This window comes from Sphingobium sp. TomMM15 (assembly GCF_055397045.1).
This window is the reverse complement of record NZ_AP027314.1, coordinates 1,125,128-1,138,865: the sequence shown is the minus strand read 5'-3', so window position 1 is coordinate 1,138,865 and position 13,738 is coordinate 1,125,128. Positions and strand designations below refer to the sequence as shown.

The 13,738-nt window shown below is 61.7% G+C and carries 14 protein-coding genes, 1 tRNA gene and 1 pseudogene; 5 read left to right on the top strand and 11 right to left on the bottom strand.

Features of this window, described 5'->3' with window-relative positions; translation table 11 throughout:
• Positions 1 to 35: 35 nt before the first annotated feature.
• The 7 genes from miaB to ACZ51H_RS05725 form a co-directional block, all read right to left on the bottom strand.
• Positions 36 to 1,385 (bottom strand): tRNA (N6-isopentenyl adenosine(37)-C2)-methylthiotransferase MiaB, encoded by a 1,350-nt coding sequence (miaB, locus tag ACZ51H_RS05755; RefSeq protein ID WP_464802732.1) that lies wholly within the window; start codon positions 1,383 to 1,385, stop codon positions 36 to 38.
• Between the two features lie 9 nt (positions 1,386 to 1,394).
• Positions 1,395 to 2,153, bottom strand: a complete 759-nt coding sequence (locus tag ACZ51H_RS05750; RefSeq protein ID WP_464802731.1) for a lysophospholipid acyltransferase family protein — start codon at positions 2,151 to 2,153, stop codon at positions 1,395 to 1,397.
• Positions 2,154 to 2,158: 5 nt separating this feature from the next.
• Positions 2,159 to 2,581: a Fur family transcriptional regulator gene (locus ACZ51H_RS05745; RefSeq protein ID WP_196225926.1), complete on the bottom strand. Its 423-nt coding sequence runs from the start codon at positions 2,579 to 2,581 to the stop codon at positions 2,159 to 2,161.
• Positions 2,582 to 2,701: 120 nt separating this feature from the next.
• Positions 2,702 to 3,124, bottom strand: coding sequence for a Ros/MucR family transcriptional regulator (locus ACZ51H_RS05740; RefSeq protein ID WP_449473088.1), 423 nt, complete (start codon positions 3,122 to 3,124; stop codon positions 2,702 to 2,704).
• 112 nt (positions 3,125 to 3,236) lie between these two features.
• Entirely contained in the window at positions 3,237 to 3,716 is a 480-nt protein-coding gene (gene rimI, locus ACZ51H_RS05735) for a ribosomal protein S18-alanine N-acetyltransferase (protein ID WP_449473086.1), read from the bottom strand.
• The gene (gene tsaB, locus ACZ51H_RS05730; protein ID WP_464802730.1) at positions 3,713 to 4,363 is read right to left on the bottom strand and encodes a tRNA (adenosine(37)-N6)-threonylcarbamoyltransferase complex dimerization subunit type 1 TsaB; all 651 of its coding nucleotides are present in this window, start codon (positions 4,361 to 4,363) and stop codon (positions 3,713 to 3,715) included. Before tsaB ends, rimI begins: the two co-directional genes overlap by 4 nt.
• Before the next feature lie 94 nt (positions 4,364 to 4,457).
• Complete coding sequence (locus tag ACZ51H_RS05725) at positions 4,458 to 5,033, bottom strand: NifU family protein (RefSeq protein ID WP_464802729.1); 576 nt, start codon at positions 5,031 to 5,033, stop codon at positions 4,458 to 4,460.
• A 113-nt stretch (positions 5,034 to 5,146) separates the two neighbouring features.
• On the opposite strand from ACZ51H_RS05725, the gene ACZ51H_RS05720 reads away from it, so the two are divergent.
• The 4 genes and pseudogenes from ACZ51H_RS05720 to ACZ51H_RS05705 all read left to right on the top strand — a co-directional run.
• On the top strand, positions 5,147 to 5,617 hold the full coding sequence (locus tag ACZ51H_RS05720; protein ID WP_464802728.1) for a pyridoxamine 5'-phosphate oxidase family protein: 471 nt from the start codon (positions 5,147 to 5,149) through the stop codon (positions 5,615 to 5,617).
• 274 nt (positions 5,618 to 5,891) lie between these two features.
• The gene (locus ACZ51H_RS05715) at positions 5,892 to 7,268 is read left to right on the top strand and encodes a DEAD/DEAH box helicase (RefSeq protein WP_449473079.1); all 1,377 of its coding nucleotides are present in this window, start codon (positions 5,892 to 5,894) and stop codon (positions 7,266 to 7,268) included.
• 107 nt (positions 7,269 to 7,375) lie between these two features.
• A complete protein-coding gene (locus ACZ51H_RS05710) occupies positions 7,376 to 10,273 on the top strand; it encodes a M16 family metallopeptidase (protein WP_464802727.1) in 2,898 nt (965 codons plus the stop codon).
• Between the two features lie 92 nt (positions 10,274 to 10,365).
• A pseudogene (locus tag ACZ51H_RS05705) lies at positions 10,366 to 10,842 on the top strand (methylated-DNA--[protein]-cysteine S-methyltransferase); the annotation flags it as partial.
• Between the two features lie 21 nt (positions 10,843 to 10,863).
• On the opposite strand, the gene ACZ51H_RS05700 reads toward ACZ51H_RS05705, so the two are convergent.
• From ACZ51H_RS05700 to dapB, 4 genes are all read right to left on the bottom strand, one after another.
• Positions 10,864 to 10,940 (bottom strand) — tRNA-Arg (locus ACZ51H_RS05700).
• Positions 10,941 to 11,013: 73 nt separating this feature from the next.
• On the bottom strand, positions 11,014 to 11,400 hold the full coding sequence (locus tag ACZ51H_RS05695; RefSeq protein WP_464802726.1) for a hypothetical protein: 387 nt from the start codon (positions 11,398 to 11,400) through the stop codon (positions 11,014 to 11,016).
• Positions 11,401 to 11,503: 103 nt separating this feature from the next.
• On the bottom strand, positions 11,504 to 12,163 hold the full coding sequence (gene nth / locus ACZ51H_RS05690; protein WP_449473072.1) for an endonuclease III: 660 nt from the start codon (positions 12,161 to 12,163) through the stop codon (positions 11,504 to 11,506).
• A gap of 7 nt (positions 12,164 to 12,170) precedes the next feature.
• Positions 12,171 to 12,935, bottom strand: a complete 765-nt coding sequence (gene dapB / locus ACZ51H_RS05685) for a 4-hydroxy-tetrahydrodipicolinate reductase (protein ID WP_464802725.1) — start codon at positions 12,933 to 12,935, stop codon at positions 12,171 to 12,173.
• Positions 12,936 to 13,039: 104 nt separating this feature from the next.
• Here dapB and ACZ51H_RS05680 point away from each other — a divergent pair, with 104 nt between their 5' ends.
• Positions 13,040 to 13,738, top strand: a complete 699-nt coding sequence (locus ACZ51H_RS05680) for an NAD-dependent deacylase (RefSeq protein WP_464802724.1) — start codon at positions 13,040 to 13,042, stop codon at positions 13,736 to 13,738.

Below are 13,738 nucleotides of genomic sequence, written 5' to 3'. Positions count from 1 at the left end.
GGTTCCTGCAGTAGCGGGAACGACGGGTTTTGGGTTCAAGCGGCTTTCCTCCTGCTGAGTTCGCCGGCCAGACTATTCGGACCGGCACTGATGATATCCACTTCGACCATGTCACCGATGACAAGTTCCGGCGCTGTGACATGGACAGATTGCAACCAAGGCGTCTTCCCTATCAACTGCCCGGCATGGCGCCCCTTGCGCTCCAGCAATATTTCGGTCGTGCGCCCCACCGTCGCGGCGTTGAAGTCCACCTGATGCCGGTTGATCGCCGCCTGTAGCCGCGCCAGCCGCTCGTCCATCACCGCCGCCGCAATCTGCCCGTCCATGTCCGCCGCAGGCGTGCCGGGGCGGGGGCTGTATTTGAACGAATAGCATTGCGCATAACGCACCTGCTCGACGATCTTCAGCGTATCCTCGAACTCCGCGTCGGTCTCGCCAGGGAAGCCGACGATGAAGTCGCCCGACAGAGCAATGTCCGGCCGCGCCTCCCGCACCCGTTCGATGATCCGCAAATAGCTGTCCACATCATGGCTGCGGTTCATCGCCTTCAATATGCGGTTGTTCCCCGACTGCACCGGCAGATGCAGGAAAGGCATCAGCTTCGCCTCGTCGCCATGCGCAGCGATCAGCCCATCACTCATGTCATTGGGATGGCTCGTCGTATAGCGGATACGCGCCAGCCCGCCGATCTTCGCCAACTCCCGCACCAGACCGTCCATGCCCTGCAAGCGGCCCTTGTCATCCTCGCCAGCCCAGGCATTCACATTCTGCCCCAGCAGCGTGATTTCCCGCACGCCGCCATCAACCAGAGCCTTGGCTTCGTCCAAGATCGCGCCCCAAGTCCGGCTGATCTCCGCCCCGCGCGTATAGGGCACCACGCAATAGGTGCAGAATTTGTCACACCCTTCCATGATCGTCAGGAAAGCGGTCGGCCGAGCCTGCTTCGTACGGCCGGGCAGGGCCGCAAATTTGGACGCCAGCGGCATGTCGGTATCCACCGCTTCCTCGCCACGCCCGGCCTTCTCGATCAGGTCAGGCAGCCGGTGATAGGCCTGCGGACCCACCACAATATCAACAGTCTTCGCCCGGCGGCTGATCTCGCCGCCTTCCGCCTGCGCGACACAGCCAGCGACCGCGATCATCGGCCGCGTCCCATCCTCGCGGTTCAAGCGGCCAATATCCGAATAGACCTTATCCACCGCCTTTTCGCGAATGTGGCAGGTGTTGAGGATGACCAGATCCGCCTCGGCTCCATCGGCCGCTGCGGTCATGCCCCGTTCGCCCAGCATCTCGGCCATGCGCTCGCCATCATAGACGTTCATCTGGCAGCCGAAGGATTTGACGTGGAATGTCGCTGGAGTCTTTGGGGCGTCGTTACGATTCATGCCGTCCACCTATACAGGGGCCACGACCGGAGTGAAAGGCGGCAGGTGCATCGCAATGCTCGCCGCGATTTTCTCCTGCGCCACTGCCGCTAACTGCTTGCGATCGGGGTAAAGCGCCGGATCGAACGGCTCCAGAAAACGCAGCGTGACGTTCAGCCTGCCGCGCCGTTCCAGCAGTCGCCGCACATTCTGCCCCGCCGGTTCGTCACTATGCCACGCAATCTCCGCCGTGGCCGCGCCATAGTCGATATGCACCGGCTGGATCATCACCGCGCGCGGTGGCGGCAGCAGAACCGCCAGTAGCGACGGCTTGAACGGCAGCAGGCCCTGCCCATCGCTGGTCGTACCCTCTGGGAACAGCGCAACCGGCTGGTGCCCCGCCAGCGCCGCGCGCAACGCTTCGATCTGTCCGCCCAGCGCGCCCCGCCGGTTCCGCGCGACGAACAGCGTATTATTCTGCGCAGCCAGCCACCCGACGATCGGCCAGCCCGCAATCCCGTCATGCGCGACGAAGGCGGCGCCGGTTGCACCGCCCAGCGCCAATATATCGACCCAGCTGACATGATTGGCGATGATGAAGCTGTCGCCGTGAAATGGATGCCCCTCTACCCGCACCCGCGCGCCGACGGCCCTCGCCGCCATTCCCAGAAAGCGGGGAGGCCAGGGGGATCGGGCACCAAATGCCCGCCATAACAGATGCGGGATCAGGCAAAGCAGCAGGCATGCCGCCAGAGCGCTCAGCCGATAGAGAAAGCGCAGCCGCCGCAAGGTTGTCAGTTCTTGCGGTCCAACGATACGCCGTACAATTCCATGCGATGGTCGACCAGGCGGAAGCCTAGTTTCTCGGCGATCTGCTTCTGCAACTGCTCCAGTTCCGGATCGACGAACTCAATGACATTGCCGGTTTCGACATCGATCAGATGGTCGTGATGCGCTTCGGGCGCCGCCTCATAACGGGCGCGTCCATCGCCAAAGTCGTGCCGCTCCAAAATGCCCGCTTCTTCGAACAGGCGAACCGTGCGGTACACGGTCGCGATCGAAATGCCCGGATCGATGGCGGACGACCGCTTGTGCAGTTCCTCCACATCGGGATGGTCCACCGCGTCACTCAGCACCTGAGCGATCACACGGCGCTGTTCGGTGATGCGCAGGCCCTTCTCATGACAAAGGGCTTCTACATCGATCTTGCGGTTCATGCGGGCTCGCTCATTCAGGTGTGTCGGATAATCAGCGGAAATCTAGCGGCATAACTGCCATTATAAAAGGGGCGCATGGCAAATGCGCCCCTCTCATCGCGGATCGGCCGCAGTTGCTGCTTATTTCGCGCGGGTGCGGCGGCGCTTTGTCCCAAGGCCGATCTTCTTCGCCAGCGAACGACGCTGTTCGGCATAGTTGGGTGCGACCATCGGATAGTCGGCGGGAAGGCCCCACTTTGCGCGATAATCGTCCGGCGTCATCTGATAATGGGTCATCAGGTGGCGCTTCAGCATCTTCAACTTCTTGCCGTCTTCCAGGCAGATAATATAGTCGGGCTTGATCGAAGAACGCACCGACACCGCTGGTTCCGGCTTCACTTCCGGGACGGCAACGGGCTTGGTCAGACCAGAAAGGGCGGCGTGAACGTTCTGGATGAGCGTCGAAACGTCAGACACGGCGACACTGTTGTTTGAAACATGTGCTGCAACAATGTCCGAAGTCAAAGTAATGAGCAGCTCGCTCTGGGCTGATTCGATTTCCATTTCTTTTATCCCGCGAATGCTGAATTGAGTGCGACCCGCCCAGGTGAATTCGTTTCAGGAGCGGTATGTCGGCGTTATACCCGGATACGCCGATTAGCAAGGGCGATCCAGTCTATCCCAGCATTTCTATACGAAAACTCAGGGCATCGTGAAGTTGTCCGTCGGCACCCCGGTAGTAACCGGGACGCCTATGCACATATTCGAACCCTGCTTTTTCATATAGTTTGATCGCTGTATTTGACGAACGGACTTCGAGATTCATCGACTTGATGCCTCGCCGTCGCGCCGTCTTCAAACTATCGACCAACAGTTCCCGGCCAATGCCCCGTCCGCGCCACGCTGGATGGACGGCCAGCAGCAGCAGTTCGCATTCGTCCAGCACCGACCGGACCAGCGCGAAACCCATCGCCGCCGCATCCACCCGCGCGATCGTCAGCCAGGTGCCCGGCATCATCATGACGCCGGACAGCTGTGGCAGCGTCCATGCCTCGCCATAAGCGGGGTCGAATGCCTCCGCCATGACATCCATCGCGTCGGCCAGCGCGTTGCGCTCGCCATCCTCATATATGTCCAGCGTCAGGCCGGGGGTCATGAACGGCCCTGCTGCGGGGCAGGCTGCCTCATGGGCTGCGCGTCGGCATCGCGGCAGTAAATGGGGGAGGGCGGAAGCGATGGCAGCGCCGCGATCAACGGATAATCGGCGGAATTGGGATAAAGGCTGACGGCCGTTCCATGGCCACGCGCGGTCACCAATGCTTCGGCGCCCGTGCCATATATCACCGGCTGCTCCAGCATCGTGGCGAGCGTCGCGATCGGCGTGGACGCGGGCTGGGTGACGGCGGTCAGGCCATCGGCTTCAAAACATTGCCAGAACAGTTCGCCATGCCCCCCCGTAATGGTGACCGCGATCGGCCCGCCATTTTGATGCTGATCCTGACCTTGGGCCGCCTTGGCCGCGATCAGCGACAGCGCGCAATAACCCTGTAAGGGCAGCGACCATGCGAGGGCAAGCGCCCTTGCCGCCGCTATGCCGATGCGCACGCCAGTGAAGCTTCCGGGGCCAAGGTCGACCGCAATCGCGTTCGCCCGGCCGCCGTCGGGCAGGGCGGCTATCGCGGGCACCAGCGCTTCGGCATGGCCCCGGCCGACTATCTCATGGAAATGGCCGATTGCCCTGCCGTCTTGCAGCAGCGCCACGGACAGCGCCTGCGTAGCGGTGTCGATGACGAGAGTGCGCAAGAAAATCCCCTGTGAAAACCGGCGTGGGAGCAGGCGGCCTGTGGCAAGCGGTTAGTCGATCGCGATCGTTTTGCCAAACGTCGCCGCCGCTATTTCAGACGGCGCGCACTTCCGTGACTTCCGGGACATAATGTTTGAGCAGTTGCTCGATCCCGTTCTTCAACGTGGCGCTTGAGGACGGGCAACCGGAACAGGCGCCCTGCATCCGCAGATAGACCGTCCCGCGATCAAAGCCGCGATAGACAATGTCACCGCCATCATTGGCGACGGCGGGCCGAACGCGCGTGTCGATAAGGTCGCGGATCTGCGCGACGATCTCCGCGTCGGCTGGATCATCGGTGAACTGCTCTTCCTCTTCGGGGATGAAGATTTCGCCCGCCGATCCGGGGGTGAACAGCGGCATGTTCGCCGAAAAATGCTCCAGCAGGATCGACAGGATGTCGGGCTTCACATCGCTCCACTGCGCGCCCGGCGCGATGGTGACGGAAATGAAGTCGCCGCCGAAAAACACGCCGGTGACGTCGCCAAGGCCAAAAAGGGCATTCGCGAGCGGAGAGGCTTCCGCTTCCTCAGGCGTCGCGAAATCCCGCGTGCCCATGCCCATGACGACCCGGCCGGGGATGAACTTGACGGTTGCCGGATTTGGCGTTGGTTCGGTCTCGATCAGCATGGCCGCTATGTGGAGAGAAGCTTGCTCAAGATCAAGCGTCCAGACGGGCTTTTGGGGAACTTCGCCAGATGCTGGCGATTAAACTCCTATCAGCATGAGCAGGAGACAGAAGGATGAGCACCGAATCCGATATCCGCCACCGTTTCTGGACCGAATTGTCGCAGAGCCCTTTTCTGATGATCGGTTTGCAGGGATCGCACGACCATAGCCTGCCGATGACGGCGCAACTCGACCCCGGTGCCAATCATTGCTTCTGGTTCTACACCACCCGGGACAATCGTCTGGCGAAGGGCGGTCCCGCCATGGCGCAGTTTGCGGGGAAGGGCCATTATCTGTTCGCCTGCATCGACGGCACCCTTGTGGAGGAAACCGACCCGGCGGTGATCGACCGCTATTGGACCCATGAAGTCGCGGCCTGGTATCCCGGCGGGCGGCAGGACCCCAATCTGCTCATGCTCCGCTTTGATCTTGGCCATGCGGAAATCTGGCGCGCGGACATGTCGCTGGGCGGCGTCTTCAAACAATTGTTCGGCGGTGACGTGCGTGATGAGATGCGCGGCAAACATGTGGAAGTGTCGCTCTGAATTCTTCCCAAGGGCTTCGTTTCGGCGAAGCCCTTGCTTTTTTGCATGAATGAAAGCATATGCGGCGCAACGCAGCGGGCGGCCTTCATGGCCCATCAGCGATTGGCAGCGTGATCGTCCCGACCCTTGAGGGGTGACGGGGCCGGCCAATGAAAGTCTGCGCCAAGCTTTTGAGGCTTCCCTATTCACGCGGGTCGTTTCGCAACCCGCTTTGCGTCCAGTTGCGATTCGCAACCTATGGGCGTCTGAGCCTTTTTAATTCGAGAGTTCATTCATGCAATTCACCGACCTTGGTCTCGCCGAGCCCATCCTGAAGGCGCTCGCCGCCAAGAATTACGCCAACCCCACCCCCATCCAGACGCAGGCCATTCCCGTCCTGCTTCAGGGCAAGGACCTGTGCGGCATCGCCCAGACCGGCACTGGCAAGACCGCTGCCTTCGCGCTGCCCAGCCTCGACCACTTCGCCCGCAATCCCAAGCCGACGCCGCTTCAGGGCTGCCGGATGCTGGTTCTGTCGCCCACCCGCGAACTCGCGGCACAGATCGCCCAGAGCTTCCGCGACTATGGCCGCTTCCTCAAGCTGTCGGTCGAAGTCGTCTTCGGCGGCGTCCCCATCAACCGTCAGATCCGCGCACTCGGCCGGGGTGTCGACATCGTCGTCGCCACGCCGGGCCGTCTCCTCGACCTGATCGACCAGCGCGCCTTCACCATCAAGGACACGGAAATCTTCGTCCTCGACGAAGCCGACCAGATGATGGACATGGGCTTCATCCACCCCTTGAAGCGCATCGCCAAGCTGCTCCCCAAGGAACGGCAGAACCTTTTCTTCTCGGCCACCATGCCCGGCGAGATCGAAGCGCTCGCCGCGCAATTCCTGAACAATCCGGTAAAGGTCAGCGTCGCACCGCAGTCCACCACGGCAGAGCGCGTCCGGCAGCAGGCGACCTTCGTCAATCAGGCGGAAAAGCAGGCGCTCCTCACTCTCACGGTTCGCAACGAGCCGATCGACCGCGCGCTGATCTTCACCCGCACCAAGCACGGCGCCGACCGCGTTGTCCGCTTCCTGGAAGGCGCGGGCATCCAGGCCGTCGCGATCCATGGCAATAAGAGCCAGGGGCAACGCACCACGGCGCTCCAGGCATTCCGTCACGGCCATGTAAAGCTGCTCGTCGCCACCGACATCGCTGCGCGCGGCATTGATGTGTCGGGCGTCAGCCACGTCATCAATTTCGAGCTTCCCAATGTGCCTGAACAATATGTCCATCGCATCGGCCGCACCGCGCGGGCAGGCGCGGAAGGTATTGCGATCAGCTTCGTGGCTGATGATGAACGGCCCTATCTCAAGGCGATCGAGCGCACCGCAAAGGTGAAGCTCGAGATCGTGCCCTTGCCTGACAATTTCGTAGAAGCCGTCCGCAACCTCCCGAAGGCGGCGCCTCAGCGTAAAGGCCGCGAGCAAACGCCGGAACAGAAGACGCGCCGGGCCGATGGCCAGCGCCGCTATCAGGACCAGCAGAAGCAACAGCGCGGCACGGCCGAACGGGCTCACCGCCCCGATGGAGAGGCAAAGCCCGCGAAGAAGAACTTCCGTCGCAACCGGAGCGGAGTAGGCGCGCACAAGGGTGCTGTGCAAAAAACCAGCGGCCGTTAAATTTTCAGGCGGGATGGTGCCAGGTGGTGCCATCCTGCCCTTCTTCGTGAAACATGGCTGCTCTTTGTCAGTAGCCATTCAGAATTTTGGCTCTAGGCTACGGCGCCATGAGCTTTTTCCTCCGGCGTCCTGCCGTTTCGCTGTCCGTCATTGCGTTACTGCTTTCGGGCATTCCTGCTTCCCTGTCAGCCAGAACTGGCCCGGCCCCGGCAAAGTCGGCGTCGGCTACCAATGATACGCAGGCGCAGGTCAGGCCGTGGCTCTATGAAAATAGCGACGTGCCTATCGATCCGGCATGGCACTTCGGCACCTTGCCCAATGGCCTTCGCTATGCCGTTCGCCGCAATGGCGTTCCGCCGGGACAGGTTTCCGTCCGCTTGCGCATGGATGTCGGCGCCCTGATGGAGCAGCCCGATGAACAGGGCTATGCGCACTTCATGGAGCATCTGACCTTTCGCGGATCACGCCATGTGCCCGATGGCGAGTCCAAACGAATATGGCAGCGGCTGGGCGTAACCTTCGGCAGCGACAGCAACGCCCAGACGACGCCCACCGGCACCACCTATGCGCTCGACCTTCCTCAGGCGACACCGGCCAGCCTTGGCGAGAGCATGAAAATTCTCGCGGGCATGATGGTCGACCCCAACATCGTGGACAGTGCCGTTGAAGCGGAGCGGGCGGTAGTTCTGGCCGAACGGCGGGAAGGGGACGGGCCACAGATGCGCATCTCCGACGCAAGCCGCCGCCACTTCTTCGCTGGTCAGCTTCTGGCGGAGCGCAGTCCCATTGGCACGGTCGCCAGCCTCAATGCTGCCACTGCCGCGCGGATGGAAGCCTTTCATCAGCGCTGGTATCGCCCGGAAAATGCAGTGATCTCGATAGCGGGCGACATCGATCCCGCTGTAGCCGAGCAGATCATCAAGGATAATTTCGCATCATGGTCGGTGCCGGGGCAGGGGGCTGCGCTCCCGGATTTCGGTGAGCCGGATGCCAAAGCACCGGCGACCAGCGTCGCGGTCGAGCCGGGCGCGCCAACGGGCCTGACCATGGCCTGGCTCCGTCCATGGAAGCCGCATGCCGACACCATCGTCTATAATCAGGACAAGCTGACGGACATGCTGGCGCTGCAAATCATCAGCCGCCGCCTCGAACAAGCGGCCCGCAGCGGCGGCAGCTTCATTCAGGCAAGCGTCGATCAGCAGGATGTCAGCCGATCGGCCGATGGGACCTTCGTCACCCTGGTCCCCACCGGCGAGAATTGGGAAAAGGCCTTGGGCGATGTCCGCGCGATCATCGAGGACGCGAAGGCGACCGCCCCGAGCCAGCTCGAAATTGACCGGGAATATGCTCAGATCGACACGGCGCTCGCCATTCAGGTCGAGAATGCCGACACGGAAGCGGGCGCCAAGCAGGCGAGCGATCTGGTGAGCGCCGTCGATATCCGCGAAACTACCGTCAGCCCTCAAGCTGCGCTGGAGATATTCCGATCCGGCAAGCCGGCCATGACGCCGCAGAAGATACTGGACTCCACGCGCCGCCTGTTTTCTGCCGGTGTGTTCCGAGCCCTTCTGATTACGGGCAAGCCGGTGCCGGGGATCGACGCCCGCCTGTCCGCTGCCCTTGCCGCGCCGGTGAAGGCTGCCACCAACGCCCGGTTGGCGGACAAGGCGATCACGATGGCGGACCTTCCCAAGCTCGGTCCTCCCGGCAAAGTGGTGTCGCGCACACAGGTCGGTTTGCCTGGCATGGAGAGCGTGACCTTCGCCAATGGTGTGAAGCTCACCCTGTTCGCCAATAATGCTGAAACGGAAAAGGTGCGGATCAACGTCCGCTTCGGCCACGGGCAGCTGGCATTTTCGCCTACGAAGGCAGCACCGGGCTGGGCCGCCAATTATGCTTTGGTGGCTAGTGGCATCGGCAAGCTGGGTCAGCGTGAGCTGGATGACCTGACGAACGGTCGCCGCATGGGAATGGATTTCTCAATCGACGATGATGCCTTCGAAATGCAGGCCGTTACTCGCCCGGCTGATTACCGGGATCAGTTGCAACTCTTCGCGACCAAATTGGCCGCGCCTGGCTGGGACCCCGCGCCGATCGCGCGGGTGAAGACAGGCACCGCCGTTGCCTATGACGCGATGGCACGGGCGCCGGATTCGGTGCTGGCGCGTGATCTCAACTGGCTGCTGCATGACAAGGACGTCCGGTTTCGCACCCCTTCACGAAATGAGATAGAGGCGCTGACCCCGCAGGCGTTTCGCTCCACCTGGGAGCCGCTGCTGGCTTCTGGACCGATTGAAGTGCAGATTTTTGGGCAGGTGAAGCCCGAAGAGGCGATAGAGGCGGTGGCAGCCACTTTCGGAGCCATGCCCGCACGGCCGGATGTCCCGGTGCCCAACGCAAACAAGCTGATGCGCTTCCCCGCCCATGTCGCGACGCCGGTCATCCTACGGCACAAGGGCGACAAGGAGCAAGCCGCGGCGGTCATGGCCTGGCCAACCTCCGGGGGTTTCGGACTCATGAAGGAAGCGCGCCAGCTCGAAATCCTCACGCAAATCTTCAATGACCGCCTGTTCGATCGCCTCCGATCGATGGAAGGGGCCGCCTATTCGCCCAGCGTGCAGAATAACTGGCCATTTTCATACGAAAGCGGCGGCTACATTCTGGTGACCAGCCAGGTGCGTCCCGACCGCATCAATTATTTCTACGGCGTCGTTAAGGATACGGCGGCTGACCTCGCCAAAAATCCGGTCAGCGAGGATGAGCTTCAGCGCGCTGTCGCGCCGATGCGCCAGCTATTGATGCGGGCGAGCACCGGCAATGCCTTCTGGATGAACCAGATGGAGGGCGCGACCCAGAACCCCCAATATGTGCAGGCCATGCAGACCATGGCTCAGGACATGCTCTCGGTAACGCCCGTTCAGCTTCAGGCCCTTGCCGCCAAATATCTGGTTCCGGGGAAGAGCTGGTCAGCTGTGGTGCTGCCAGAGGGCGTGGACGCTCGCTGACGGCACGGCGGTCTTTTGAAGGCAAGCGGCAGGAAGCCAACGTGAAGAGGGCAAGTTATTCTTCAGTCTTTCCGAAGTTGGAAGGATAGGTCGTGACATTCGCCTTTGATATATTCCGGTCGCCGGTTGGCGATCTCACCATGGTCGCCAGCGGCGGGGGTTTGGCTGCCCTGTTATGGGAAAATGACGATCCCCTGCGAGTACGGGCCAGACCTGAGGCGAAGACCCCGGATCACCCACTGCTCCAGGAAACGTCGAAGCAATTGCGCGCCTATTTTTCAGGCAAACTCACCCGCTTCGACCTTCCGCTCGATTTTCAGGGAACGGATTTTCAGAAGAAGGTCTGGGCGGCCCTGCTTCGCATTCCGTTCGGGCAAGTGCGCACCTATGGTCAGGTGGCAGCGGATATCGGCCGTCCCTCAGCCTCCCGCGCGGTCGGTGCCGCTAACGGCCGCAATCCGCTCTCCATCATTGCGCCTTGCCACAGGGTGATCGGATCGGCGGGGGCGCTGACCGGCTTTGCTGGGGGGCTGGAGGCCAAGCGATACCTGCTGGATCATGAGGAGGCTGTGCTGCGAACCGGAAGAGAATGGTGCACCCAAGTGGATTCGAACCACTGGCCTTTGCCTTCGGAGGGCAACGCTCTATCCAGCTGAGCTATGGGTGCGTGTCGCTTGGTGCGAAGCGCCGCTTAGCAAAGGGCAACTGCCGACGCCAGCACCAAAATCGCGACGCGCCGACTATTTGACCTTCTTCATGGGCTGGAACTTGCCAAGCCCGCAACTGGCACCGCGCATCAGATCGGGCGAACTGTACAGAACCGTGATGATATCGACGGAGCAGAGCTGCGACAGGCTCGTCTTGTACATGAAGCGCTTTTCCAAACCCAGGCTTGGGCAACTGTTCGGCAGCGTGTTCCGGTACACCTTATTGCCGTTGAGAATGAAATCGATCGTCTGATCATCGCGCACATCGGTCTGGCGGATCGAATTTATCTGGACGCAATCAACGGGCTTGCCAGCTGCAACCAGATTGTCGGGCCGCGTCTTGGCCGTTGCCGGGGCAACCAGGGACATGAGCGCCACGGCGACACCCAGGCGAAGCGCCGGGGAAACAGGGACGAACATGATTGTCTCTCCTTATTGTCGTCACGGGTAACACGTCATCGAATGACGCGTTCCGTCTTTGCCCTAGCACAGCTTGACTGAACCGCATGATAATGGCGGGCGCTCAGGTGATCGGCGTGGCTCCTTTGGGAGCAGGGGTCTTCGGCTTGTAGCGGCAGAGGTCGGCGACGATGCAACGCCAGCATTCCGGCCGCCGCGCCTTACACACATAGCGGCCATGAAGGATAAGCCAGTGGTGCGCATCCCGGCGAAACGGGCCGGGTACCCGCTTCTCCAGTTTCTGTTCAACCGCAAGCGGCGTCTTGCCGGGCGCGAGGCCAGTACGGTTGCCCACGCGGAAGATATGGGTATCGACAGCGAACGTCTCATGACCGAAGGCCGTGTTCATCACCACATTCGCCGTTTTCCTGCCAACCCCCGGCAACGTCGTGAGTATGTCACGATCCTGCGGGACTTCGCCGCCAAAATCGCGCACCAATATTTCGGACAGGGCGATGACATTCTTCGCCTTGGCATTGAAAAGGCCGATCGTCTTGATGTGCTCCTTCAAGCCCTCTTCGCCAAGCTCCACCATCTCGGCGGGCGTTTTCACCTGCATGAAAAGCGCGCGCGTGGCCTTGTTGACGCCGACGTCGGTTGCCTGAGCGGACAGAACGACCGCGACCAGAAGCTGATAGTCGTTGCCATATTCCAGTTCCGTTCGCGGCGCCGGATTGGCTTCCGCGAGACGGCTGAAGAAGTCGAAGATCTGCGCCTTGTTCATCGCAGGATCAAAGGCCGAGCACTGCCTTCATGTCATAGCGCCCGGCAGGCTGGCCGATCAGCCAGGCCGCACCCTTTACGGCGCCGCGTGCGAATATGACGCGGCTCTCCGCGCGATGGCTGAGTTCAATGCGCTCGCCATCGGCGGCGAAGATCACCTGATGATCGCCCGCAACCGACCCGCCCCGCAGTGCCGCGAACCCGATCGCACCCTGAGCCCGCGCCCCGGTAATGCCGTCGCGGCCCCGTTCGCTGTTGCTGGAAAGCTCGATGGCTCGGCCACGTGCCGCCGCCTCACCCAGCAGAAGCGCGGTACCCGACGGCGCATCAACCTTGTGCCGATGATGCATCTCGACGATTTCGATGTCCCAATCATCCCCGAGGCGGGCGGCAGCCTGTTCGACCAATGCCGATAACAGGTTTACGCCGAGGGAGGTGTTGCCCGTCTGGAGCACGGGGATCATCCGGGCCGCCTCATCGATCAGATTGTGATGCACCTGCTCCAGCCCGGTGGTGCCGATGAGGACCGGCTTCCTCGCCGCGACGCACGCATCCAGATGGGAGGAAAGAGCAGCCGGAACCGAAAAGTCGATCAGCACATCACTCCGTTCGGCCAGCGCCAGCGGATCGGATGTGATCGCAAGTCCCGGCAGAAGCTCTCCACTGCCTTCGCGATCGGTACCGCCACTGACGTTCAGCCCTGCTTCGATCGCGACCTGGGCGATCGTGCGTCCCATGCGGCCCGCTGCTCCAAAAAGTCCGATCTTCGTCATGATGGTGCTTGTCCCCGGAAATCCGCCCGTCCGATGCCAGAATGACCCCGACTTGTCATCTGGAAGCTGTAGCTTTTGGATTGAGCAGCAGACATGATGACAAGATGGACGACATCTTCAACATCGTCATTCTGACGGGCGCGGGAATCTCTGCCGAAAGCGGCCTTGCGACATTTCGGGGGCCTGATGGCTTGTGGGAAGGTCATCATGTGGAGGATGTCTGCACGCCAGAGGCGCTTGAGCACAATGCGGCACTGGTGCATCGCTTCTATGACGAACGGCGCGCGAAGCTGCATGAAGTGGAGCCCAATGCGGCGCATCAGGCTTTGGCAGCCTTGGACGCGCAATGGCGAGGCGAGCTGCTCATCGTCACGCAGAATGTCGATGATCTTCACGAAAGGGCAGGTGCCCGCCGCCTGATACACATGCACGGCGAACTTCGATCGGCCCTCTGTGCCGCTTGTGGCAAGGGGGTGCCCTGGTCTGATCCCTTGCCTCCGGGCGCGCCGTGCGGAGCGTGCCGCAGTGCCAGCCTGCGTCCGGACATCGTGTTCTTCGGTGAAATGCCGTACCAGATGGAGGTGATCGACGCAGCGCTGCGCCGGGCTGACCTATTCGTGTCGATCGGCACCTCCGGCGCGGTCTATCCGGCCGCAGGTTTTGTCCAGACGGCGCGGTATGCAGGCGCCCGGACGTTAGAGTTGAATCTGGAGCCTTCGGCGGGCAGCTTCTATTTCGAGGAAACTCGCATCGGTCTGGCCAGCGATCTCGTGCCTGATCTGGTACGGGAATTACTGGCCTAG